24 protein-coding genes are annotated in these 23,792 nt (G+C 68.6%); 10 read left to right on the top strand and 14 right to left on the bottom strand.

Annotated features, from left to right (window positions below):
- Positions 1-59 precede the first annotated feature (59 nt).
- Positions 60-1,112 carry a hypothetical protein gene (locus K2F47_RS37145; protein WP_242910926.1) on the top strand — a complete coding sequence of 351 codons (1,053 nt, stop codon included), beginning with the start codon at positions 60-62 and terminating at the stop codon, positions 1,110-1,112.
- 46 nt (positions 1,113-1,158) lie between these two features.
- On the opposite strand, the gene K2F47_RS37140 is transcribed toward K2F47_RS37145, so the two are convergent.
- Together K2F47_RS37140 and K2F47_RS37135 are read right to left on the bottom strand one after the other, a co-directional pair.
- Positions 1,159-1,710 carry a hypothetical protein gene (locus K2F47_RS37140; RefSeq protein WP_242910925.1) on the bottom strand — a complete coding sequence of 184 codons (552 nt, stop codon included), beginning with the start codon at positions 1,708-1,710 and terminating at the stop codon, positions 1,159-1,161.
- 419 nt (positions 1,711-2,129) lie between these two features.
- On the bottom strand, positions 2,130-3,347 hold the full coding sequence (locus K2F47_RS37135; protein WP_242910924.1) for an isoaspartyl peptidase/L-asparaginase family protein: 1,218 nt from the start codon (positions 3,345-3,347) through the stop codon (positions 2,130-2,132).
- Between K2F47_RS37135 and K2F47_RS37130 the strand changes: the two genes are divergently transcribed.
- A complete protein-coding gene (locus K2F47_RS37130) occupies positions 3,313-4,446 on the top strand; it encodes a phosphatase domain-containing protein (protein WP_242910923.1) in 1,134 nt (377 codons plus the stop codon). The two genes, K2F47_RS37135 and K2F47_RS37130, sit on opposite strands and share 35 nt — an antisense overlap.
- Before the next feature lie 6 nt (positions 4,447-4,452).
- On the opposite strand, the gene K2F47_RS37125 is transcribed toward K2F47_RS37130, so the two are convergent.
- The gene (locus K2F47_RS37125) at positions 4,453-4,866 is read right to left on the bottom strand and encodes a Dabb family protein (RefSeq protein ID WP_242910922.1); all 414 of its coding nucleotides are present in this window, start codon (positions 4,864-4,866) and stop codon (positions 4,453-4,455) included.
- Between the two features lie 90 nt (positions 4,867-4,956).
- Positions 4,957-5,511, bottom strand: a complete 555-nt coding sequence (locus tag K2F47_RS37120; protein ID WP_242910920.1) for a TetR/AcrR family transcriptional regulator — start codon at positions 5,509-5,511, stop codon at positions 4,957-4,959.
- A gap of 124 nt (positions 5,512-5,635) precedes the next feature.
- On the opposite strand from K2F47_RS37120, the gene K2F47_RS37115 reads away from it, so the two are divergent.
- Together K2F47_RS37115 and K2F47_RS37110 are read left to right on the top strand one after the other, a co-directional pair.
- On the top strand, positions 5,636-6,157 hold the full coding sequence (locus K2F47_RS37115) for a hypothetical protein (RefSeq protein WP_242910919.1): 522 nt from the start codon (positions 5,636-5,638) through the stop codon (positions 6,155-6,157).
- Between the two features lie 53 nt (positions 6,158-6,210).
- Positions 6,211-6,717 (top strand): hypothetical protein, encoded by a 507-nt coding sequence (locus tag K2F47_RS37110; protein ID WP_242910918.1) that lies wholly within the window; start codon positions 6,211-6,213, stop codon positions 6,715-6,717.
- Here K2F47_RS37110 and K2F47_RS37105 read toward each other — a convergent pair.
- The 4 genes from K2F47_RS37105 to K2F47_RS37090 form a co-directional block, all read right to left on the bottom strand.
- Positions 6,714-7,265: a hypothetical protein gene (locus K2F47_RS37105; protein ID WP_242910917.1), complete on the bottom strand. Its 552-nt coding sequence runs from the start codon at positions 7,263-7,265 to the stop codon at positions 6,714-6,716. The two genes, K2F47_RS37110 and K2F47_RS37105, sit on opposite strands and share 4 nt — an antisense overlap.
- A 388-nt stretch (positions 7,266-7,653) precedes the next feature.
- Complete coding sequence (locus K2F47_RS37100) at positions 7,654-8,595, bottom strand: hypothetical protein (protein ID WP_242910916.1); 942 nt, start codon at positions 8,593-8,595, stop codon at positions 7,654-7,656.
- A 36-nt stretch (positions 8,596-8,631) separates the two neighbouring features.
- Entirely contained in the window at positions 8,632-9,498 is an 867-nt protein-coding gene (locus tag K2F47_RS37095) for a helix-turn-helix domain-containing protein (RefSeq protein WP_242910915.1), read from the bottom strand.
- 152 nt (positions 9,499-9,650) lie between these two features.
- Positions 9,651-10,472, bottom strand: coding sequence for an SAM-dependent methyltransferase (locus tag K2F47_RS37090; RefSeq protein ID WP_242910914.1), 822 nt, complete (start codon positions 10,470-10,472; stop codon positions 9,651-9,653).
- A gap of 834 nt (positions 10,473-11,306) precedes the next feature.
- Here K2F47_RS37090 and K2F47_RS37085 point away from each other — a divergent pair.
- The 3 genes from K2F47_RS37085 (at position 11,307) to K2F47_RS37075 (ending at position 13,539) form a co-directional block, all read left to right on the top strand.
- A complete protein-coding gene (locus tag K2F47_RS37085; RefSeq protein ID WP_242910913.1) occupies positions 11,307-11,942 on the top strand; it encodes a DUF4360 domain-containing protein in 636 nt (211 codons plus the stop codon).
- Positions 11,943-12,181: 239 nt separating this feature from the next.
- Positions 12,182-12,817, top strand: coding sequence for a DUF4360 domain-containing protein (locus K2F47_RS37080; protein ID WP_242910912.1), 636 nt, complete (start codon positions 12,182-12,184; stop codon positions 12,815-12,817).
- A gap of 38 nt (positions 12,818-12,855) precedes the next feature.
- Complete coding sequence (locus K2F47_RS37075) at positions 12,856-13,539, top strand: DUF4360 domain-containing protein (RefSeq protein ID WP_242910911.1); 684 nt, start codon at positions 12,856-12,858, stop codon at positions 13,537-13,539.
- Between the two features lie 3 nt (positions 13,540-13,542).
- Here the strand turns inward: K2F47_RS37075 and K2F47_RS37070 are convergent, their stop codons facing one another.
- The gene (locus tag K2F47_RS37070) at positions 13,543-13,695 is read right to left on the bottom strand and encodes a hypothetical protein (RefSeq protein ID WP_242910910.1); all 153 of its coding nucleotides are present in this window, start codon (positions 13,693-13,695) and stop codon (positions 13,543-13,545) included.
- Between the two features lie 305 nt (positions 13,696-14,000).
- Between K2F47_RS37070 and K2F47_RS37065 the strand changes: the two genes are divergently transcribed.
- Both K2F47_RS37065 and K2F47_RS37060 read left to right on the top strand, forming a co-directional pair.
- Positions 14,001-16,025: a phosphocholine-specific phospholipase C gene (locus K2F47_RS37065; RefSeq protein ID WP_242910909.1), complete on the top strand. Its 2,025-nt coding sequence runs from the start codon at positions 14,001-14,003 to the stop codon at positions 16,023-16,025.
- Positions 16,026-16,106: 81 nt separating this feature from the next.
- A complete protein-coding gene (locus tag K2F47_RS37060; RefSeq protein ID WP_242910908.1) occupies positions 16,107-16,541 on the top strand; it encodes a DUF6069 family protein in 435 nt (144 codons plus the stop codon).
- Here the strand turns inward: K2F47_RS37060 and K2F47_RS37055 are convergent.
- From K2F47_RS37055 to K2F47_RS37040, 4 genes are all read right to left on the bottom strand, one after another.
- Positions 16,504-17,514, bottom strand: coding sequence for an adenylate/guanylate cyclase domain-containing protein (locus K2F47_RS37055; protein WP_242910907.1), 1,011 nt, complete (start codon positions 17,512-17,514; stop codon positions 16,504-16,506). The genes K2F47_RS37060 and K2F47_RS37055 overlap by 38 nt on opposite strands.
- Before the next feature lie 51 nt (positions 17,515-17,565).
- A complete protein-coding gene (locus tag K2F47_RS37050; protein WP_242910906.1) occupies positions 17,566-19,158 on the bottom strand; it encodes a sigma factor in 1,593 nt (530 codons plus the stop codon).
- A gap of 356 nt (positions 19,159-19,514) precedes the next feature.
- Positions 19,515-19,781 carry a hypothetical protein gene (locus K2F47_RS37045; RefSeq protein ID WP_242910904.1) on the bottom strand — a complete coding sequence of 89 codons (267 nt, stop codon included), beginning with the start codon at positions 19,779-19,781 and terminating at the stop codon, positions 19,515-19,517.
- Between the two features lie 133 nt (positions 19,782-19,914).
- Entirely contained in the window at positions 19,915-21,141 is a 1,227-nt protein-coding gene (locus K2F47_RS37040) for a helix-turn-helix transcriptional regulator (RefSeq protein ID WP_242910903.1), read from the bottom strand.
- A gap of 178 nt (positions 21,142-21,319) precedes the next feature.
- Here K2F47_RS37040 and K2F47_RS37035 point away from each other — a divergent pair, with 178 nt between their 5' ends.
- Positions 21,320-22,408: an NsdA family TPR-like regulatory protein gene (locus K2F47_RS37035; RefSeq protein ID WP_242910902.1), complete on the top strand. Its 1,089-nt coding sequence runs from the start codon at positions 21,320-21,322 to the stop codon at positions 22,406-22,408.
- A 55-nt stretch (positions 22,409-22,463) separates the two neighbouring features.
- Here K2F47_RS37035 and K2F47_RS37030 read toward each other — a convergent pair whose 3' ends face one another.
- Positions 22,464-23,732, bottom strand: a complete 1,269-nt coding sequence (locus K2F47_RS37030; protein WP_242910901.1) for an aspartyl protease family protein — start codon at positions 23,730-23,732, stop codon at positions 22,464-22,466.
- Between the last annotated feature and the right edge of the window lie 60 nt (positions 23,733-23,792).

The raw sequence follows: 23,792 nt of genomic DNA, 5'->3' as shown, positions 1-23,792 counted from the left end.
TCCCCGGATTTCATTTCCCGTGGGACGACCGGTCTGTTCGGACTACCTCAGGAGGTTCCGTGCGGCCCCTCTCCCACCTGACCCACCCTGACGGCGACATCGCGTTCCACGCGTTCCACGCCTTCGTCTCCCCGGCGTTGCGCGTGGCCGCGCGCGGACCGCTGCTCCGGGCGAGGCACGCCGGCCGTCCCTGCGGCGCGCCGACCGGCTCGCGGTGGTGCGCCGACTGCGAGGCGACGGTCGACGACCTGCTCATGGACGGCTGCAAGCGGCTGCGGACCGCGCTGAGCAAGGAAGTGCCGGTGACTCGCGCGGGGCAACCCGTCCGAGAAATGGCCCTGGTGTGCGAACACCTGTTGTCACCCGACGCGAAAGAGGAGGACTCCATCTCCTGGGCGCCGAGGCTTCGGGAAACGGGGAACATCGTCGAACCCGCGTGGCTGCGGGCCGCACGGGCGCAACTCGTCCACTATCCGTTGCGCCATCTGGAGGAGCAGACAAGGCGCGCGGACGCGGTGCGCCGGGGCGCCTCGGCGCGTCCAGATCGGGACCTGCGCCAAGCGGCCTGGGCCGCTTCGCTGCGCGAAGATCCCGCCGGCCTGGAAATGCTCATCGTGGCGGTGTTGCGCATACGACGCAGGGTTCCCGACCCATTCCAGGTGCCGGACGACATACGGGAGCGCCACGGGTTGACGCGAACGGAGGCGTCCCGGCGGTTGGGGAGGGCACTGTCCGCATTGCGCACGGCCAACCCGGGGTTCTTCACCGCCAACATCGAAGCGCCGGTGGGCCTCGAACTCCCGGCCGCCCCGCCGGACGGCCCGGCGGGACAAGACCACGCCCGCGCGACCCTGGCCCGCCTGCTCACGTCCCGCGTGAACGAGCCCGACCCGCACGCGACGCGCCGCAAAACGTATCGAAAGGTCGCCACCGCCGTATGCGAGATAGGTATTGGACGCCCCGCCGACCCGGTCGCCGTGGCAACCCAGGACTTGGGCATCGCACCAGAACTGGCCGGACGAATGGTGCGCCGCCTCGCCGTTCTGGTGGCCACGGCAGGCGTAGATTGGACGGATCGAGTCGCAGAATCCGCCGAAACGTCCGTCCGATGAGCACCCCGCATGCGGTTTCTCCACATCTCGCGACGTCTATGGCCTCTCATCGTCCCTGCGAGGGGTCGCAGCTGCGGCGGCGCTTGTAATGGATTGTTACGGCGGCCAGCAGGGGAGGCCATGCGAGCATTGGTGCGTAACAGGCGTGCATGAACCACAGGTCCGCGCCGGTGGGGCTGCCCGCCGGGTTCTTGATAGCCGTGTAGAGGTAGCCGACGTTGTACAGCGCCACCAGCGCCGCACCCGTCATAGCGGCGATAACTACGGGCTTCACGAGGATGGGGCGGCCGCCGATCCATGGCATCCCTTGGGGGAACCGCTCACCCCAAGGTTGGATCAATCCCAGGGTCAGCAGGGCGAACAGTTCCGCGACCAAGCTCAACCCGACCACGTACGCCGAGCCCCAGCCGGGCGTATGGAGGTCGTCCATGAAAGACTTTTCGAAGCCCATCGGGTTGCCCCAGGCCATCGGCAACCGCCACAGCCCCGAAGGAAGCGCCGCGAGTGCGGCGATGTGCGCGGCCCAACGGGCCCAGCCGGGTACCCCCGGCACCGTGCCGAAGGCAGATCGCCGAACCGGAACAGCGAAGGTGGCCATCTAGGGCTCCTCGACATCAGATGCAGGCTGACCTCTAGATACTCGCGACCCGCAACTCCCGACGACCTCCCCCACAGGACGGGAACGCTCACCCGCAGGGGTGATCCCGCCCCCCGACTCGTCCCGCACTGGTCGTGGACACTGCGCCCCGACACAAAGTCGATCAAGACTTTTCAGCGACACGCCGGGCTCGACAGCACAACCGACGGATCGCTGAAAAATCCACGTCCGACGTCCCCCTCTTCCCTCCCCAGACCTGCACCTTTACCCTGGGGTCCTCATCGCCCCTACCGGGGTTCGCAACCCTGACCACGCGGACATGCGTGGGGGCCGGGACACCCGGTCCTCATCGCCCCCACCGGGGTTGTAATACGCCCCTCGGCTGGCGTTGGTGGTACCAGCTGAACGAGAGTCCGGTGTTAGGAGGTGGGGGTTTCGTCGTCGTAGAGTCTTGTTGTGATCTTGCCGTCCGCGGTGACGTAGCCGTTGATGATGCCCTTGGTGCTGTGCGGGGTGGCGAGGTTTCCCCTGGTGTCGAGGGCTATGACGCCGCCGGTCGCGCCTAGGGCGGGGACCTTTTCGTTGACGACGGTCGCGGCGGCCTTGGTCACGGGTAGGTGCGCGTATTGCATGAGCGCGGAAATGTCGTGCGCGGCGACGGTGCGGATGAAGGCTTCGCCTGTGCCGGTGGACGAGATGGCCACGGTGCGGTTGTCGGCGTACGTTCCGGCGCCGATGACCGGGGAGTCGCCCACCCGGCCGGGCTGCTTGTTGGTGAGTCCGCCCGTCGAGGTGGCGGCGGCGACGTTGTGCGAGCGGTCGAGAGCGATGGCGCCGACCGTGCCGCCGGTCTCGGCCTTCGCGCCGGGTTTCGGGTGTTTGGCGTCCATGAGCTGGTCCCAGCGGCGCTGCGTCCAGAAATAGTCCTGGGTGGTGTACGGGACGCCATTGCGGAGCGCGAAGTCGTCGGCGCCCTTGCCCGCCATGAAGACGTGCGGCGATTTCTCCATTACCAGGCGGGCGAGCGAGATCGGGTTCTTGGTGTGGTGGACGCCGGCCACCGCGCCTGAACGCAGGTCACGGCCGTTCATGATGGAGGCGTCCAGTTCCTGTTCGGCGTCGGCGTTGAACACGGCACCTTTGCCTGCATTGAAGTTCGGGTCGTCCTCCAGGACGTTGACGGCTGCCTCGACCGCGTCCAATACCGGTTTGTTCTGCTTGATTAGCGCGTAGCCGGTTCGCAGTGCCTTGGTCAGGCCGTCGCGGTAGGCCTTTTCCTCTTCGGGTGTCAGGCTGCCGCGCGGCACGGACCCGGCTCCGCCGTGGACCGCCAGCACGACGCCGCGCAGATCCGACGCCGGCGCTCCCCGGACGGGCATCGCGGCGGCGAATTGGGAGCCGGACAGGCCGATGACCAGCGCGGCGAGGCCGACGGACACGGGCAGGGAGCGACGCATGGGAGACCTCCTGGAGTGAACGACCACCGAGATCGTCCCCGGCCCGGCTTCAGCAACACGTTCAATACCTGCCAAAAGTCGTGCTCGTTCGCGGGGCCGGATGTCATGATCGGTGGTGTACCGGTGTGTGTCGTGCGGGGGTGCCATGGTCGAGCCTGCGAACGTGCTGCTGTCGGGCATTGTCGGGTCCACCGCCTATGGTTTGGCGGGGCCCGGTTCCGATATCGATCGGCTCGGTGTGTACGCGGCGCCGACCGTCGAGTTCCATGGGTTGAACCCGCCCGCCGGGCGTGCGGCGACCACGGTCACGACCAAGCCCGATGTGACCTTTCATGAGGCGGGGAAATTCGCCGCGCTCTGCCTTCAGGCGAATCCGACCGTGACCGAGTTGATGTGGTTGCCGGACGAGCTGTACGAGGCGCGTACGGCTCTCGGCGACCAGCTCATTGGAATTCGGGCGGCCTTTCTTTCCGCGGCGCGGGTCAAGGACGCCTATCTGGGATACGCGTCGCAGCAGTTCAAGCGCATGGAGACTCGCGGGGACGGGTCCTTCAGCGCCGACACCCGCAAGCGGACCGCCAAGCACGCCCGTCACCTCGCGCGGCTCGTCCACCAGGGGCTCGGTTTGTATCGGACCGGGCAGCTGGACGTGCGGCTCTCCGATCCGGAGTGGTATCTCGGCTTCGGGGAGCGTGTCGCCGCGGGCGACCTCGCCGAGGCCCGCGCGGTACTGGGGCGGGCCGAGGACGACTTCGCCGCCGCCCGCACGCCGCTGCCGGACGAACCGGACCGCGACCGTGTCGAGAGCTGGCTGCACGACGTCCGCGCCGCGCATCTGTCCCGGCCTGCCGCGCGGGGGCTCTACCTGGTCGATCTCGATGGGACCGTGGCTCTGCGGCAGGAGACCGAGGACGTCCGCTCGCCCTATGACTGGGCCCGCGTCGGCGAGGACGTTCCGCACGAGCCGATCGTGGAGGTCGTCCGCGCGCTGGACGCGGCCGGGCACCGGATCATCTACCTGTCGGGCCGGTCGGAGGAGTGCCGCGCGGCGACCGGCGTGTGGATCGCCGCGCATGTCGGTGTTCCGGGCGAGGCGCTGCTGATGCGTCCGGCCGGGGACCATCGGCCCGACCGGGTCATCAAGCGTGCCCTTTATGAGAGGTTCGTGGCACCGGTCGGGCCCGTGACGGCCGTCCTGGACGATCGTGCGTCGGTCGTGCGGATGTGGCGTGCGGACCTTGGTCTCACCGTGTTGCAGGTCGCCGAGGGCGACTTCTGAGCCCGCTCAGGCGTGCTGTCCCGGCGCGGCGCTTCCGCTGTATTCGCCCAGGTCGGAGACGAGCTTGGTGAGTTCGGGGTCGCGGTCGTAGCGGCGCTGGTGCAGGGCGGCGATCTTTGCGCCCAGCTCGGGGTCGGGGTCGTCGGTGATGTCGAACGAGGCGAACCTGTCGACGAGCGGCAGGCCGATCCGGTCTGTCCGCATGTGCGTGGGATGCGTGAGGTACTCCCAGTAACCCTCCAGGTCCTCGATGTGGAAGGTGGCGCCCCATTCGTACTCGCCGCCGTAGTCGCGTCCGACGGTAAAGGACGTCACGGACGGGATGGAGCGGCCCTGGTTGCGCAGGCTCTCCAGGGCCTCCTCGATCTGCTCGGGGGAGACGCCGGGCTTGAACGTGAAGCGGTTGCCGTGCACGATCACGGTTCTTTCCCTTCGAGGCGGTGGAGTGAGTGGCTAGTCACTCACTCCTTCTGACATGGAGAACGCGGCGCGGGTGCGCCTTGTTCCGATCTACGGGTGGCGGATTCCGGCGTCCAGCAGCCGGGCCCAGTGCTCGGGGATCTCGTCGACCCCGGCCGTCACTATCAGGTGGCAGAGTTGGCCGTAGGCCATGAACCGCTGGACGGCCTCGTCCGACGCTCCCGAACGGGCCCTGGCCAGCTCGACCACGCGTTTGAGGCCGGCGCGCAGGCCCGCGCCGATCTCGGGGATCTCGGCGACCGACTGCGCGTGCACCTGGAGGAGCAGCAACGTGCGGTCGGCGATGAGCTCCGCGTAGGCACCGCCCATCGCGTCGAGCACGTCCTCGGGGTCCGCCGAGGCGGCGGCGCCGGCGCCGCGTTCGAGCGCGTCCAGGACCTGGTCGAAGCAGGCTTCGAGGGCGGCGGCGAACAGCTTCTCCTTGCTCGGGAAGAACTTGAAGACGTAGGCGGGCGAGATCTTCGCCGCGCGCGCGACGTCCGCGACGGTCGTCCCGTGGTACCCGCCGTGGGCGAAGGCGCGGACGGCGGTCGCCGCGACGACCGGGCGGCGGAGCTCGGCGGTGGAGAGCATGCCTCGGGCCATGTGAGTGACCGTACACTCACTCCTGCCGCGCGTAAAGCGAGACCGCGGGACGCGACGCGACGAGAACGAAGCCGTATGGGCGCCAGGTATGGCGAATCGGCCGCCCCGGCGGCATGCTCAGAACATGATCGATAACGTATCGCCGACGACGGGGACGCGGCGGTCCGTGGCGTCGATGATCTTCACCGCGGCGAGCCTCGCGTTGCCGCTGGCGCTGCTGGCGGGGGCGGTGCACCTGCTGGCGTTCGCGATCGAGGAGGGCGGGGCGACGCGTGACGCCGCCGCTGGACGCGGGCGCCCCGGAGTGTTCCTCGCGGAGAGCATGCGCTGCTCGCGGAGGTGCTCCTGGTACGGCCGTTTCACACCGCGGGCCGGTAACGCGGTGAAACACGGCGTCGAACTTCGGGGAGCGGACGAGAACGCGGTCAAGGCGGGAAACCGGCTACAAGGACGGGACGTCGGACGTTTCGTCCAGGCGGACGGCGGCAAGGGCGAATGGGGGTCCACGATCAGCGCCGCCGTCGGCATATTCCTGCTCCTGGCCTTCGCCGTGGGAAGCCTGATCGCCTTCTTCGTCGGCAGGGACAGTGCTCGCCGATCCACCGGCTACCGGCGCCTACCGGCCGGGACCGGTCCCGGAGCCTGAGTCCTAGCTTCGAGCACGTAAGCGGTAAGCCTGAGGACAGCGAACTGGGTGCGGTGCGGGGGACATATCGCACCGACAACCGGCGACGCGGCCGGATCGCGGCGATCCTGCTGCTGGGCGGCGTACCGCTGACCGCATTCGCGGTCGCGTCCTGGATCTTCCTCGACGAAGCCAGCAAGAAGAGCCCGCCGACCGGCGGTGACCCGCTGGTGTTCCCGAGCATTCTGCTCGGGCTCGGGATCGGCATGCTCATCATGGGCGGCTGGATCGGCGTCCTGGCGCTCAACCGCCGGGGCGAGGTCTTCGAGTTGCACGACAACGGCCTGCGGTATTCGCGGGTCGGCCGGTTCGAGCGCGTCACGTGGAGGGACGTCGAATGCCTCGTGATCCGTGACGGCAAGGACAACGCCTTCGCCCGGTGGGCCGGCGGCGACGTGAGCTGCACCGTCGTTCTCACCGAGGGACGCAGGCTCGCCATTACCGGCCTGACCGAGAACGCCGCGCAACTCGTGCGGCATATCGACGCGGCGATGCAGTCCCGGACCGACCCGGACGGTTAGGGAATCCACATCCAGGCGTCCGTGTGCGTCTCCTTCACGTTGACCGGGACTTTTTCGAGCCGCCAGCCTTCGAGCAGGTGGTAACCGTCGGCGACCTCGTGCAGTTCGTTCGAGGTGATGACGGCGAACTCCGCCTTCCGCGCGCTCATTCTCGCCTTGAACTCCGGCGCGTCGAGCATGCGGCTCACCCGGTTGAGAGCGGTGCCCGAGTAGCCCTTGGCGTCCTTGACGAGATATCCGGCGTCCAAGGCCAGGCGCAGTTGCATCTTCGCGGGGTGGGCGGCGAGGAGGTTGTATCCGCGCACCTCGCCGCAGAGTTTGCGGATGAAGTCGCGGAACAGCACCTCGACACCGACCTTTCCGGTGACGACGAGGAGGCCGTCGCCACGGTCGATGTTCTTCTCGGACCGCCAGCGCACGCCGGTGGCCGCCGACGCCGACTTGGCTATATCCCCCACCGCCTTGCGCATATACGCCTGCGACGTCACGTCCCGGCTGGCGAAACGGGAGATGTCGACCGCGAAACAGGTCCGGTGCCGAGGTCTCATGACCTCGTGCCCCCGGTGGTTCCGCTCACCTGCGCCTTTCGGGGTGTCTTCTCGTTCGCGGCCTAGGCCCAGGGAATCGATCAATCGGTCGGACTCCAGTTCGTTCAGGGCGGTCGACGACCGGCCGTCTGCGCCGTGGCGCCGGTTCACCGGAAAGAAACTTTCACATTAGACGCGACCGTTTCCCGCTTCCGAGAAGGTGGCCCGCATTGCGACATGAGCCCCGGAAGTACGGTCGAACACACCATACCCTGTCGTACCGAAGCTGGCCAATGAGCGACTTTGCCCGAAAGAAAACAAAATGAACTGTCAGGCGACGGCAGGAGAAGCAGGGAAACGCTACGAAACGCTTATCGCGGCACCGATAAATGATCACGGACCGAGCGCTTCAGCCCTCAAGAAGTGGCGCCTTCCCCCTGGTACCGGGATTGGTGGCGCGGCCGGCGCACCTGCCGAAGAAGCGCGCGGCGGCCTCGTCGCCCGAGCGGAGCGCGGCGTACTCCAGGACCCGCGCCTGCGTGACGGCGAACACCCTCGCCTCATCACGTCCGGTTTTGAACGCCATGAAAAGGTCGGTGGCGGCGGACACCCCGGCCGCACCCGCGTTGGCGGCGAACGACTCCGCGCGCTGGGCATAGGGAGAACTCGAGGCGATCAAAGCGAGGGCCACCTCGAACAGCACGCCGGGGTCGCCGGTGGAGGTGCGGACGGCAAGGGACCGGGCGTACTGGCCGAGGGTCGTCAGCGCGTGCATTTCGAGGCGGGTCATCTCGACCGGTTCGGGCACGGCCAGCGGACGGGACGGCTCGGCGAGCGGACTCGGCGTGGGCAGTCGCACCGGCGCGTCGACGCCCCCCGCGTCCTCGATGAACTCGCCCCGGCGGACCTGCTCCTTGTCCAGGGTGCGCGCCTCGATCAGCAGCGCCTGCCAGCCGCGGAGGGTCGACACCCCGGGATCCACGGGAATCACCTCGTCCACCCGGGCCAGGTGCTGGAAGGCGAGGATCAGGCGGGAGAGCTGCGACGCGCTCGGCAAACTGTCATGCGTGCCTGCGAGGATCTTCTGGATGTTCCCCTTGGACGACAGTCCGGCGGCGTCGCCGGCCCCGGCGAAGTCGGGGTAGAGATCGGGAAGCCGCTTCAGCGTTTTCAGGACCCGGCTCAGGTAGGGCTCTCCATGTTGGAGGTATGTCTGGTTCAGGCAGTTCACCATCAGCTGGTGGGCCCGGGTCCGTCGCGGCTTCGTTGCCATCGGTCCGTCCTTGCACTGGCATGCGAGCTGGGTGCTGAGCTGTCGCCGCCGGCCAGCCTGCCACGCCCGCCAGGTCACTTCTGCGTCATACGCGACATTTGGCCCCACCCGGCTTCACAGCGCGGAGATCATCCGCCGTAGCAACGGGGGGGTGTGCGCCGGAGGCTCGGCGACGATCGCCAGCAGGTCCATCGCGTACTGGGCCCGCTTCTGGTCCTCGAAGTAGTAGCCGCGCTCGAACTGCTGGAGGTAGGTCACCTGCCGGACGTCCGGGTCGCGCAGCACCCGCACCAGCGTGAACGGGCCGCGTGGAAGGTCCTGCCCGACGGACAACGGGATGATCTGGACGGTCACGTGGGGCAGCTCGCACAGGTCCAGCAGGTGGTCGAGCTGCCGGTAGGTGATCTCCGGCGTGCCGACGCACCGGCGGAGGGCGGTCTCGTCGATGATCGCCCACAGCCGGGGCGGATGCCGTTCATAGAGGACGCGCTGGCGACGCAACCGCAGTTCCAGGCGTTGGGCCAGCTCGACTTCCCCGACCGCCCGGTTGGCCCCGCGAATCATGGACGCGGCGTAGGCGGAATGCTGGAGCAGGTCGGGGATGGCGCCGACCGCGTAGCAGCGGATGAGCTCGGCGGACTGCTCCGCGCCGAGGTAGGGCAGGAACCACGGGTTTATCAGGTGGTGGTAGGGCTTCCACCAGCCCTCCTGCCGGGAACTGATGGCGAGCTGGAGCAAATGGAGGCGGGCCGCGTGGTCGGTCAGCTCATACAGCGACGCCAGCGCCATCACGTGGTGCGGATCGGACGCGGTCAACCCCTGTTCCATCGTCTCCAGCAGCGGCAGCGACCCGATGGCCGCGCCCGCCGTCTCGGACGTCACGCCGTTGCGTTCGCGCAGGTCACGAAGCTTGGCCGCGAGCAGCAGGCGCGGACGCGTCAGCGCGTCGGGCTCGTCCGTCGGCAGGAACAGAGTGGGCACGCTTCACCTCCCCCGGACGCACCGCGCCACCACGACCTGTCACAGCTCACGACAACTCGCTACAAGTCTGAGCAAGCTTGCCCGATCCCGCCGGGCCCGGGCAGCCCGTCAGGAATACCGGCAGGAAAGAACAAGAAATCATGCCGGGAATGTCATGGCTTTCGGCCGACGCCGCCGAACTGGTCGACCTCATCCGGTAGGAGGTCGGTGGTTTCGGGCCGCCATCGGTTGCACGACACGACGCCCGGCTCCAGCAATTCCAGGCCCACCGCGTCGAACAGATCCTCCAGTTGGCGCTTGGACCTCCACACCCCCTTGGGGGCGGCGTCCCGGTTCCACATCTCGACGGCGTCCCGTGCGCGCACGCCGGTGATCTCGTCGGTCTGGTGGCTGATCGCCAGATGGCTTCCCGGGACGAGCCGGTCCATCAGGCGGCCCAGAATCCGGCGCGCCTGGTCGTCCTCCATGATGTGCCAGACCACGCCGAGCATGGTGACCGCGACGGGGCGGTCCAGGTCGAGTGTGCGGCTCGCCTCGTCCAGGATGTGGTCCGGGCCGTGCATGTCGGCGTCCAGATACGCGGTGACACCCTGCGGCGTGCTGGTCAGCAGCGCGCGGGCGTGCGCCAGGACGAGCGGGTCGTTGTCGACGTACACGACACGGGCGTCGGGACGCAGGCGCTGGGCGACCTCGTGGGTGTTGTTGGACGTCGGCAGGCCCGTCCCGATGTCGAGGAACTGGTCGATGCCCGCCTCGCCCGCGAAGAACTCCACCACCCGGCTCAGGAACAGCCGGTCGGCACGGGCCTGCGCGACGATATCGGGCAGTATTCGCTCGATCTCGTCGGCCATCGCCTTGTCGGCCTCGTAGAACTGGTGGCCGCCGAGCCAGTAGTCCCACACGCGAGCCGAATTGGCGACGCTCGGATCCAGCCCGGGGACCGATGGCAGATGCTCCTCGAAATGCTCACTCATGATCAACCCCACCAAATCAGACACAAAGCTGTTTTCAGGCTAAACAATCCGAGCAGCGGGCGCGAGGTCCTTCATTGGACAGGACCGGCGGCTTGACAGGAAGCAACGACCTCATCCGGCACAATACAGCGCCGTCGCCCCATCCATTAGCCGACCCCCCTGCGCGACTCCCGGCATTCATCGCGCCCTCACCCCAATGTGCTCATTGGGCAACAACGGGCCCCGCGTCCGTGCGGGCGGCCGATGACATGGGGATCGACCTGCACAAACCCGAGCAAGGGTGGCTTTCGATTAACTTCGAGCAGGCGACGGCGGAGCTTGGACATGTCCACCTTGACGGCCGGACCCGCGGAGTCCTATCGATTTTATCGAGAAGGCACCCCGCCCCAGAATGTGCCTTTGTGAATCCGCCGATCAACTTCGCTCGCGAGCACTTTCGACGCGGAACCGCGCGCAACGGAGTCGTGATTGCCCGACCACCGGGAGTGAGCGACACAGCGGCCAGGCCGGCGTCCGGAAGGGTGGCTTCGGCTAGTGATCAACAGAGGTTTCGGCTGCCCCTTTCCCCGATGCTGGAACGTTCGAGGCTGGTGGGGCGGGTGGGAGCACGAGATCAGGCGGCCTGGGACGCAGTTGTTTAAAAAAGTTAAGACAGAAATCGAATCGAAAAAGACGACGTTGACCCCCTTCCTCGGGGGGGAATACCGTCACGAATGCTTACCGGCCGCGCGGTGATCAACGATGAACCCGCGAGCGACAGTGGCCAGAAATATCGGAGCGGTCAGCAGGGCCGCACCGAATCCCTCTCCCCTATTCGCGTGAAAGACCAAACACATGATGAATGCCAAACGCACGGCGATCGCACTGGCGGCTCCCCTCGCCCTGGCCGCTCTGACGGCCGCTCCCGCGTCCGCCGCTCCCGCCATACCGGACGGCGTCACCGTCGAGGTGGCCACCGTCAACGGCTCGGGCTGCCCGAAGGGCACGTCCGCGGTGGTGATCTCCGAGGACAGGACCGCCTTCACCGTCAGCTACAGCGACTACCACGCCTACGCCGGCGGTGACGCGACACCGGTCGACTCCCGGAAGAACTGCCAGCTCAGCGTGAACGTCCACGTCCCGGACGGCTACACCTACGCCATCAGCGGCGCCGAGCACCGCGGCTTCACCGGCCTGGAGGCCGGGGCGACCGGCCTGCTGCGGACGAACTACTACTTCCAGGGCCTGCCGCGGGACACGACGGCGGACCACCAGGTCAGGGGCCCGGAAGTCAAGAACTGGGAGTTCAACGACAGGATCCCCGCGCCGCAGCTGGACTACAAGCCGTGCGGCGTGTCCCGCAACCTCAACCTCAACACCGAACTGGTCGTGGACCAGAAGGGCTCCGACGGCAAGAAGACGAGCTTCATGTCGATGGACTCCACTCACAGCAGCGCGCGCTACTACTTCGAGTGGAAGCGCTGCCCCTAGCCGTTCGGACCGGGGCCCCGCCAATGCCGGGGCCCCGGTCGGCGGCACCATACCCGTCCAGGAGGGAACAGATCGCGAAAAGCGACGCACTCCCCTTTACGGGTGGCCGCCACCGCCACAAATGATTTTCGGCTGCGAGGTGATCAACGGTGAAGCCATGAGCGACAGCAGCTAGGAAGCATCGGGGCGACCACCATGGCCGCGCCGGACCCCACCCGATTCGCGCGGAAGAGCAACACATGATGAATGCCAAACGTACGGCGATCGCACTGGCGGGCGCCCTCGGCGTCGCCGCCCTGACGACCCTCCCCGCCTCCGCGGCTCCCCCTGCCCCGGACGACGTCAGTGTCGAGGTGGCCACCGTCAACGGCTCCGGTTGCCCGCAGGGCACATCCTCGGTCGTGATCTCCGAGGACAGGACCGCCTTCACCGTCAACTACAGCGAATATCTCGCCTACGCGGGCGGTGACGCGTCACCGGTCAACTCCCGTAAGAACTGCCAGATCAACCTGCGCGTGAACGCCCCGGCCAACTGGACCTACGGCATCATCGGCGCCGACCACCGCGGTTTCGCCGGGCTGGAGGAAGGGGCGTCCGGCCTGGTGCGGACGAACTACTACTTCCAGGGTCACCCGACGAACCAGGTGAGCAGTCACCAGCTCAAGGGCAGGTATGTCGACGACTGGACGTTCCGCGACAGGTTCAGCCCGTCCGAGGTCGTCTACAAGCCGTGCGGCGAGTCCCGCAACCTCAACCTCAACACCGAACTGCGGGTGAATGCGGGAAGCTCCGACAGCAACAAGATGAGCTTCCTGTCGATGGACTCCACCCACAGCAGCGCGCGCTACCTCTTCGCGTGGAAGCGCTGCTCCTAGCCTTCGGCTCTAAGATCGGGCAAGGGTCCGGTGCGGCCGTGAAGCACCGCACCGGACCCACCCGGCTCGGGAGGGAAGTCCTCCACATGATGAATGCCAAACGCGCGGCGCTCGCGCTGGCGAGCACATTGGGCCTCGTCACGCTGACGGCCGCTCCCGCATCCGCGTCCCCGGCAATACCGGACGGCGTCAGTATCGAGGTGGTCTTGGTCCACGGCTCCGGCTGCCTGAAGGAGACGTCGTCGGTGGTGATCTCCGAGGACAGGACCGCCTTCACCGTCAACTACAGCAAGTATCTCGTCTATACCGGCGGCGAGGCGCCACCGATAGCCAGCCGGAACAACTGCTTGATCATGCTGGGCGTGCACGCCCCGGCCGACTACACCTACGGCATCCGCGGCGCCGACCACAGTGGCTTTGCCGGTTTGCAGGACGGGGCATCCGGCCAAGTACGGACGAGCTACTTTTTCCAGGGAATGCAGACGGACCACGTGAGCAGCCACCAACTCAAAGGCCCGTATCTCGGCCACTGGGTGCTCACTGACAGGTTTCCTCATCCGATGGTGAACTACAAGCCGTGTGGCGAGGAACGCTACCTCGCTCTCAACACCGAATTGCGAGTGAACCCGGGAAGCTCCGACAGCGACAGAATGAGCTTCCTGTCGATGGGCTCCACCCACAGCAGCGCACGCTACGACTTCGCGTGGAAACGCTGTCCTTAGCCTTCAGATCGAGGCCCCGGCGAAAGCTGGGGTCTCCTGCTGGCAGAGCCATTCGTCCAGGACGCGAGAGTCGGTCTTGGTGAGGCCTTCCGGAGCATCGACGCGGTGGAGGAGGGCCTTGCCGTTGTGGTGGGCGGCGACCCAGGATCGGTCCAATCGGGTTCCCACCGGGTTTCAGCGGGGCCGTGCGAATATCTCTGGCGGCGTGGCGGGTATGCGACTTTCCTGGGAAATGGCATGAGACGGGCTTCGTCCATGCCGGTGAAGGCGGCCTTGTGTGCAGGCCGCCTTCACTCTTCGTGGCGGCCGGTGCCGGTGTCTGGACTGGTGCCGTTCACCGCCGCGTCGCCTCCCCTCATCGAGCCGTTGCCTTCCGGTGCCGTTCGTGTTCGCGTCGCGGCGTGTTCCCCGGCGGCTGCTGCTCTGGGGGCCCTCAGTCACACCAGAAAGGCACCCCGGCCATGACGGAACTCGATCGGCGGCGTTTCCTGCAACTGGCAGGCGGAACGGCGGCGCTCTCGGCGCTGCCCGAGAGCATCGCGCGGGCGGAGGCGATCCCCGCGCATCGGCGCACCGGGACCATCCGCGATGTCGAGCACATCGTCGTCCTGATGCAGGAGAACCGGTCCTTCGACCACTATCTCGGCGCGCTGCGCGGGGTGCGGGGGTTCGGCGACCCGCGGCCCGTGAAGCTGCCGAGCGGCAGGACGGTCTGGCACCAGCCGAGCGGCGACAAGGAGGTGCTGCCGTTCCGTCCCGACGTGGACGACCTCGGGCTCCAGTTCATCCAGGGCCTCAACCACGATTGGACCGGCGGGCACAAAGCCTGGAACCAGGGAAAGTACGACCAGTGGATTCCCGCCAAGGGAACGACGACGATGGCGTACCTGACGCGCAAGGACATCCCTTTCCACTACGCGCTGGCGGACGCGTTCACGGTGTGCGACGCCTACCACTGCTCGTTCATCGGGAACACCGACCCGAACCGCTACTACATGTGGACGGGATACACCGGCAACGACGGCAAGGGCGGCGGGCCGGTCCTCGCGAACGACGAGCGCGGCTACGACTGGACGACCTATCCCGAGCGGCTGGAGAAGGCCGGAGTGTCGTGGAAGATCTACCAGGACGCCGGTGACGGCCTGGACGCGAAGGGCTCCTGGGGTTGGACGAACGACCCCTACATCGGCAACTACGGCGACAACTCGCTGCTCTACTTCAACAAGTACCGCAACGCCGCCCCGGGCGATCCGCTGTTCGACAAGGCGCGGACGGGCACGAACGCCAAGGCCGGTGACGACCTGTTCCGCATTCTCCGGTCGGATGTCCGGAACGGGAAGCTTCCGCAGATCTCATGGATCGCGGCGCCGGAGGCATTCAGCGAGCATCCGAACTGGCCCGTCAATTACGGCGCCTGGTACATCGCGAAGGTGCTGGACGCGCTCACCGCCAATCCGGAGGTGTGGAGCAAGACAGCCCTGCTCATCACCTACGACGAGAACGACGGCTTCTTCGACCACGTGCCGCCGCCCTATCCTCCCGACTCGCGGAAGCAGGGTCTTTCGACGGCCGATATCACGACGGAGATCTACCCGGGGTCGTCCACCTACGCGCGGGGCCCGTACGGGCTCGGGCAGCGCGTCCCGATGTTCGTGGTGTCGCCGTGGAGCAAGGGCGGCTGGGCGTGCTCGCAGGTGTTCGACCACACGTCCATCATCCGGTTCATGGAGCGGCGTTTCGGCGTCCGGGAGCCGAATATCTCGCCGTGGCGGCGCGCCATTTGCGGGGACCTCACTTCGGCATTCAATTTCGCGCGTCCGGACGAGCGGCCCACGACGCTTCCCGACACCAGCCGTTACGCGCCCAAGGACCACGACCGGCACCCCGACTACGTGCCCAAGCCCCCGGCGGACCCCGCGCTGCCCAAGCAGGAGTCCGGGCAGCGTCCCGCGCGGCCGTTGCCGTACACACCGTCCGTGGACGGTAAGGCGACCGACAAGGAGTTCACCCTCCGCTTCTCCTCGGGAAGCGGAGAGGGAATCTGCTACCTGGTGACCTCGGCGAACCGGGCGGACGGCCCGTGGAGCTACACCGTCCACAACGGGCGGACGCTGTCGGAGACCTGGGACACCAAGGACGCTTACGAGTTCTCGGTGTTCGGCCCGAATGGATTCTTCCGCCAGTACTCGGGCAAGGGCGCCGGGCCGGAGGTGTCGGCGCATCACAGCGGCGGCTCGCTCAGGCTCGTCCTGGTGAACAACGGCCGGACGCCCCGCCGCCTTACGGTCACCGACAGCTATGGCGAAGGCTCGGAGAGTTACTCGATCCGGCCGGGCGGACGGGCCGTCCATCGCGTGTCCCTGCGCCGGACCAACTCCTGGTACGACGTGTCCGTGACCTGTTCCAGCGACGATTCCTTCCTGCGGCGGCTGGCCGGTCACGTCGAGAACGGCAGGGCGAGCGCCACCGATCCCGGAATCGGCTGAGAAAACTTCCGGCCCGATGTCGAGAACGCGGCGGCCGGTTCGACCTCTGTGTGTAGCAGCCCTCTGAACAAGGAGCACATCATGCACGCAGCGACCGCCGCCTCCGTCCGAGACCTGACCTCCCGCCCGCTGTGGCTGGTCGGAGCCGTCGCGGGCGCCGCCGCGAGCGCCGCCACGGAGGTGTACGGCCTGGTGGCGCGTGCCGCCGGCGTCCCGATGGAGGCCGGGGGCATCGGCGCCGCGACCGCCGACCCGGTCACCGTCGGGATGTTCGCCATGGGCACGGTCATCTGCACGACGCTGGGCACCGTCCTGGCGCTGGTGCTCGCGCGCTACGCGTCCCGTCCGGCCCGGATCTTCGTGACCGTCGCGGTCGCACTGACCGCGGTGTCGCTGTTCAGCCCGCTCGCGGCCGGTGACACCGCGGTCTCGACCAAGATCATGCTGTGCCTCTCCCACGTGCTGGCGGCGGCGATCGTCATCCCGGCGATCGCGCGCCGCCTCGCCCGTCCGTGACCGCGCGCCGCAGCAGGCGGGGGCGGACCTTGCCGAGACCCTGGAGCGGGCGCGGGCGCAGGTCCGTCACGTCGTACCCGCCGATCGGGAGCGCCGCCGCCAGCGCGCCGTCGATCAGCACCGTCCCGGCGTGGGCGGTGGCGGTGAGGCGCGCGGCGAGGTTGACCGGTGTCCCGAAGACGTCGCCGAGCCGCTGGATGACCTCCCCGTACGCCATCCCGACGCGGACCTTGGGCACCTCGGGGTCGGCGTTGAAGTACTCGGCGATCCGCAACCCGATCTCTGCGGCGGCGCCCGGGTCGGACGCGACGAACAGCACCTCGTCGCCGAGGGTCTTGACGACGCGTCCGCCGTGCTCGGCGACGGCCTCCGCCGCCGTGGACTCGAACCGTTCCACGAATGCGGCGAGCGCGTCCCCGTCCAGGCGGCGGCTCAACTGGGTGAACGAGACGACGTCGGCGAAACCCACCGAAAGCCAGGCGATGCCCGCGGCGGGATCGGCGCTCGCGGACGCGGTCGTCGCGGCGGCGCGCATCCCGGCGGCGGCGAGCTGGCGCCGCCAGCCGTGCAGCAGCAGGCGCTCGAACGCCGGACGCAGCTCGCCCGTCGCGGCGAGGGCGGCGGTGACGACGTCGGCGGTGGGGGCCTCGCCGAGGCGTTGCAGCCAGACGTCCCCGAGCCAGCTCGCGAGCCGTCCCATCGTCTGCCCGACCGCGCGGACGAGCTGGAGCACCATCTCCTCGTCGATCAGGTCGTCCTGGAGCAGCTCCTTGATCTCGCGGAGCGCGTCGGCGTCGCCGTCGGTGAAGGCCACCTCGTCGTCCGGCGGCGTGGGGAACCCGAGGGCCTGCCAGATGCGGCGCGCGTAGTCGTCGGACACGCCGCTGAGGCGCTCGACCTCCTTGCGCGTGTGGCGCAGGGGGCCGCCAAGGAGGATCTCCTCGATGTCCTGGGGACGGCCGTCATGTGTCATCAGTCGATGTAACACCAGGGCGCGGGACGATCACCAGCCGACCCCGTCCGATCACAGGACGCTGGCGCCCCACACGACGGTCACGGTCTGCTCGGTGCCCTCGGCGTCCTTGAACGTGACGGTTCCGCGGCCGGGCAGCCCGATCAGCGGGGAATCGAGGGTGAGCGTCAGCACGCTCGTCCCATCCTCGGGCATGCCGCCCTCGGTCTGCGACAGCGTGAGGCGGTTGCTGGACGAGTCCGCCTTCCACGTGACCGGGCCGCTCTTGGCCGCGAGCCGCACGGTCGCGGTCCTGGTCCCGTACAGCTCGACCTTCGCGGGGGCGACGAGGAGGTCGCCCGGCCCCTGCGGGGGTTCGGTCCCGGGCGGCGGCGTCGGCGAGGGGGAAGTGGGCGCCGTCGTCTCCTGCCCCTCCTTCCCCTGCCGGACGGTCGGCGACCCCGCGCCCGGGCCCGGCACCACGGGCGCCGGCTGCCCCTGCCGCTTCGGGTCGTGCGGGTCCCGGTCGCCCGGCCTCGGGCCGCTCGACGGGGCCTGATGGGTGATGGACGGCTGCGGACGCGTCCGCAGCGGCGGCCACGACAGCGGATCGCCGCCGAGCCCCGGCCCCATGACGAACACGGCCACGAGCGCCGCGACCAGCGCGCCCGCCATCCCGCCGCCGGTGATCAGCCATTTGCGGGTGAACGGCGAGGGCACGTCCGGCTGGCTCGGCAGCCCCTCGGGCGTGAGCGTGCCGCCGCGCGCGGCGATGTCCGCGCGGTATCCGGCCAGCTCGGGGTCGGTGGCGGTGTGCATGACGCGGTGCCGGAGCGCCGCCGGGAGGACCGGCGCGGGCGCCCTGCCGAGAAGCGCGGCGGCCCGTACCTGCCCGCGCCGGCGGCAGTCCGGACACCGCGCGACGTGCTCGTCGAGCACCGGGTCGCCGGACGGTTCGGGGACCTCGCCGCGCCGGTGGGCGGTCCGCCAGAGCCTGCCCGACCGCGGGCCGCGCGTCCTCCCCCGGTGCGGCGCGGCATCACGCGATGCGAGGACGGCGACGCCTCCCGCACAGGCGACGACGGCGTTGTGCAGCTCGTCGGCGACGGCGGCCTCCAACGCGTCCCGGCCCCGCCGGATCCGCAGCGCCGCCCGCCGGGTGGACAGGCCGAGCGCGGCTCCGAGCCTGGTCGGACGCAGGCCGTGCCGGAACGCCAGCACGACGACCTCCTGGTCGACCGGCTCCAACCGCGCCATGCCCGCGCGCAGCAGCTCGTGCAGTTCCTCGGACGGCGGCCACTCGTCGTCCGGCTCGCCGGTGCCCGCGCGGTCCATGAACGGCGCGTCGGGGAACTCGGCGTCCGGGTCCCAGTACGGTTCCTGCGCGCGTCCCTCCCGGAGGCACCGGCGCCGGGACGCCCCGTACAACCAGGAACTCAGATGCAGATGGTCGCGCATGCGCGGCGCGCGGCGGCAGGCGTCGATGAACGTGTCATGGACGATGCCCGCGGCGGCCGTCTCGTCCGCCGTCATCGACACCGCGTAGTCGTAGAGGCGCTCCCCGTACTCGTCATAGAGCGCGGCGAGGGCCGCCTCGTCACCTTCGTTCAGCCCTTTGACCAACCTGCGGTCGGCCACGGCCTCGGAGGGGGACACCCTGGGCATTCACGCTCCCGACAACGGCGTGGAAGTCCGCCCCAGAGGGGTCGTCCGGACACTCGGCCCACCCTGCATACACCCGTCCACCCCTGAACCACCACAAGATCGCCAAAATCGACATGAACGATGACAGCGGGATCAATCTCCACCCCACAGGGTGACCACCGAAGGGCCGCCCGTCCGGGACGCGCGATGCCGGTCGTCGTCCCGGACGGGCGGCCGGGCACGGCCCCGGGGGCGGGGGGCCATGCCCGCCGTGCAGCCTCGCTTGCAGCGATCCGAGCGCCTGGCGTCCGGCTGCACGACATCAGGGCGGACGCGACGGCCGCTGCCGCGCCTTTCCAACGGCCGCCGCGCCCACGTCAAGGGGTGTCCCCGTCCGCGATGATCATCGCCGCCTCCGTGACCTGCTCGGCCGGAGCGATCGGCTCCCCACCACCGTCGAAGAACCACAACCGGTCCCCGTCGATGACCCGGGGCCGACAGAAGACCACCCGCGCCACCGCAGGCGTGGCCACATCCAGGACGAACCCCAACTCACTCCGAACCCCCCGCCCCTGAAGCGCGGCCCCCAGAGCAGCGAGCGGCGCATAGGCGAGCTGGCTTGCCCGAGCCGTACCATTCGTCACGATCGGACCCACCTTCCGGCCAGGGCCCCGACCGAGATACGCCCGGGGCCGCCTGCGTTCGGAAGTAGTCAAACCGCTCTGAATTGAAAGCGGCAGGGACGTTCCATCCTACTTTTGCGACGCTAAATTGCGCCTAGAGTCGAACTCCTACAAATTCAGCAAGGCGGAGCAATCCGGGCGGACACGGCGATATCTCGCTCAAATCGTGAATGATCGAAACCGCGAGTGTATGGTGGCGCATCCAGGCGGGTGCAGTCCTGCGGAGTGTTTCCAATCTGTGCACGGCGCCGAGGGCGTCCCCGAGGTCGGTGTGGGCGCGCGCCAGGTCGAGCAGGAGCCAGGTTCGCCATGAGGGAGGGGTCTCCCGGCTGAGCCGGATGCCGTCGGCGAGCGTGAGCGCTTCGTCGGGGCGCCCATGCTGCACCGCCAGCCGCACCCGTTCGATGCGGACGGAGGAACGGCTGAACACCGACACGGCGCGACCGTCGGACACCGGCGGAAGCTTGGTCAGCTTCTTCGACTCCCGCTCGGCGATCGTCATCATTTCCGTCGCCCGGTCATAGTTGCCCGACCGCGCGGCGCTGGTGGCGGCCGACATGACCAGCCCGCCCCAGACGCGCAGGCTCGCGGCGGTCGTGATCCCGGTCTCACGGACCACCACATCGGCGCCGTGCTCGGCGAGATGGGCCGCGTCGTCCAGCCGGTTCTGGCGCTGGTACGCCCAGGCGACCGAGCCGTAGACCATCGGCGCGAGCAGGGGATCACCGCTGTTCTGAGCCGCCGTGACCGCGCGCTCAAGGCTGGACAGCGCGAGGTCCGTCTTACCGAGGCGGATGGCCAGGTGCCCCGCCAGTTGGAGGGCCTTGCCCATACTCACCTCGCCTGCCGCACGATGCTCGGGGGGCCCGATCGCCGCCGCCAGACGGGCATCATCGATGATCGCGGGAAGCACCTCGATCAAGCGGCCGAATTGCGCCGAGTGGTACAGCGTCCAGCCGTCGGAAATCTCCGCTCGCAGCATCGGAATTGACAGGCCGTCGGCCGCGTCGTGCGTGGGCGGCGGCTCAAACAGCGGAGGCATGATCGCGCGCCGCAACGCGACAAGTTGGGGAGATTCAGTCTCCCCATTGGACGGCACGCCCGGTGGATCGCCTATCAGGGCGGTGACCTCCACCCCCAAGCCGCGGGCGAGCGCATGCAATGTCGGGAGTCGCGCACTGTGCTTACGGCGCTGCTCCAGCTTGCGAACCACGTCCACCGACACCCCGGACCGCTCGGCGAGGCCCTCCTGCGTCAGGTCGGCCAACCGCCTCAGCCGCGCGAGACGTTCGCCGATGTGCTCCTCGTCGCCCGTAGCCATGGGAACCTCTCGCCGCGTTCCGCTGCCGCCTCCCACGGTACGCGCCGCACAGCGGCAAGGGGCGAGTATCCATAACGTCCTGAGTTCGTGCAATCACACACTGTTGTCGGGTAGCGAGGGGAGACTTAGCAGGGAAGGGCCCACGCCATTGGTGGCCCCAGGCGAGAGGTGCATCGCTGTGTCCACCTCCGACAAGAAAGCGATCGGCGCGCGCCTGCGCGAACTGCGCGAGGAACCCCGCGACCAGCATGGCCGCCCCCACCGCTCCCGCGAGAAATGGGCCCTCGTCCTGCGCAGCGCCGCCGGTGCCGCAGCAGACGAATTGCCGGGCATCACGAGCCTGGCGAAGATGATCCAGCAATGGGAACGCGGCGATCACGTCCCCGGCCCGATCTACCGCCCCCTCTACGCCCGCGCTACGGGCAAACCCGAGGCCGAAATCTTCGGCGGCGAACCCACACCCGCCCACCTCTGGCGCCCGGATGGGCTGACCAGCGCGGTAACGCCCGATAACGAGGACCGCCTCAAGCAGGTCTCCCTGCGTCCCGCGCGGCTGGATGTCGCCACGCTGGAGGCGCTCGCCGCCGTCCTCGCCGGGCAGCGCCGCCTGGAGGACGCGATGGGCCCGGCCGCGCTGCTCGGCCCGGTCGCCAGGCAACTGGACGCCCTCGCGTTCATGCTGCGGGACGCGCGCGGCCCCTTACGCGACCGGCTCGGCCGGATCGTCGCCGAATGGACGGTCTACGTCGGGTGGCTGAACGCCGCGCTTCGCCGTGACGAGCAGGCCCTCGCCCTGTTCGGACGGGGAGAAGAACTCGCTGACGACGTTGAAGATGGGACGATCTCGACCCTCGCGACGAGCTTTCGCGGCTACGTCGCAAGGCAGCAGGGCCGCCCACGCGCCCTCGTCCGCGCGGCCATGGCGGCGCTCGCGACCCCTGGCGGCCATCCCGCGCAGCGGACTTTCGATGAGTTGCAGGCGGCGCAGGGATACGCCGCGCTCGGCGAGCGCGAACAAGCACAACGCCTCTTGGGCGAGGCCGCCGAGCGCGCCGAGAACGACGTCGACCCACCGCCGCCGGTGTATTGGTACAGTCCCGCGTTCTTCCGGCTGTACATCGGCATGATGCATCGCGATATCGGCGAGTACAGCGCAGCGGCTGCGCTGCTCATCGCCGGTCTCGACGGCCTTCCCGCGGACCAGCTCGACGCCGAGTGGCTTGGCGAATACCGAGCCGCCCTCACGGAAGCCCGCGAGCGCGCATAGGGCGCGTCATCGTGTCGGGGCGGACCGAACCCGCAGGTGATCTGAGGAGCAGGCGCTAGGGGTGGGTGATGTAGAGGTTCATGTTGGTGTAGTCGAAGGTGATGGCGAAGGGCTTGAAGAACTCGTGGGTGATGTTGGCGAGGGTGTGGAAGCCGTAGGCGTCGTCGAACAGGAGGGGGCCTGCGACGCCGCGTATGTTGTGGCCGACGGCTCGGCCCAGGCTGACCCGGCTCGCTTCTATGGGGAAGCATTTGATGGTTCCGTTGAACCATTCCGGGTGCTCGTAGTCGGGCTCGATGCCGACCTGTTCGGCCGTCCGCTCGGTGGTCACGATGCCCAGTTCGGTGCCGCCGGTGTCGAGGGAGACGACCTCCGGGCCGTGGCCGTTGACGCTGCCCAGTGCGCAGGGGATGAAGGGCTTGGTCGGCAGCCACAGCGGCAGCCGCTGGGCGTGCCTGGCCGAGCGCTCGAACTCGTGAAGCTGTGCCCGGGTCTTGCGGCGCAGGATGAGCGCCTGGTCCGCGTAGTCCATCGTGGTCAGGAAGCGGTGGAAGAGTGCCGTGCCCAGGGCGCCGGACAGCTGCGGCATTCCGGGCGGGGTCGGCTGCTTCTGGTCGCTCCACAGGACGGGCACGTTGCGCATCTCCATGTCGCCCAGCCGTATGGAGTCCGCCACGCCGAGGTAGAGGGTGGTCTCCGTGCCGGGGATCCCGCCGCGCATGGTGGACACCACGCGCAGCCCGGCCTCCTCCGCGAGCTCCGTCGAGAGGCCGAAGCCCGCTCCGGTGTCGAGCATGAAGTTCCGCGCTTGTCCGTTCACTGACGCCTCGATGACCGGTAGCGGGTCCACCGCTTTGAACGGCAGCCGTGTGGACGCCGCGCCGTGCAGCTCGAACGGTGTGCCGGTCACTGCGGCGTACTGCTCGCCGTAGGCGGCGCGGCTCGTTCCGCGCAGGAGCGGTGCGGCACGGGAGAGTTGGTTCTGGCGCGCGAAGCAGTCGGCGAGCCGTATTTTCGTGTCGGTGTCGGCTGGTGCCAGGCGTAGGGCGCGAGAGAGGTACCACTCCGCGTTCTGGAATCTGTTGGACAGCAGGGCGATGTATCCGCGTTGGGCCAAGGCGTGCGCGTTGTCCGGGTTCCGGTGCAGGACGCGCTGGTATGCGCGATCTGCCGCTGCGAACCGTCCGGCCTTGAAGAGGCGGTCGGGGTCGATCTCTGCGGCGGCCTTTCCGGCGGTGTCCAGCAGGGGGAGGGCGGCCGCCGCTCCGGCCGTCAGCCCGGCCCGCCGCAGGAAACCGCGCCGGCCGAGGTTCTCGTTCGTCATGACGCTCCTCTCGTTGCCGTGCAGCGTGCCGATCACCTATCAGGATTTGGTTAGGTTCCT

Source organism: Actinomadura terrae (genome assembly GCF_022751215.1).
In the GTDB taxonomy this organism is placed as follows: Bacteria; Actinomycetota; Actinomycetes; order Streptosporangiales; family Streptosporangiaceae; genus Spirillospora; species Spirillospora terrae.
Note: the sequence above shows the minus strand (reverse complement) of the source record. Positions and strands in the feature narration are given on the sequence as shown.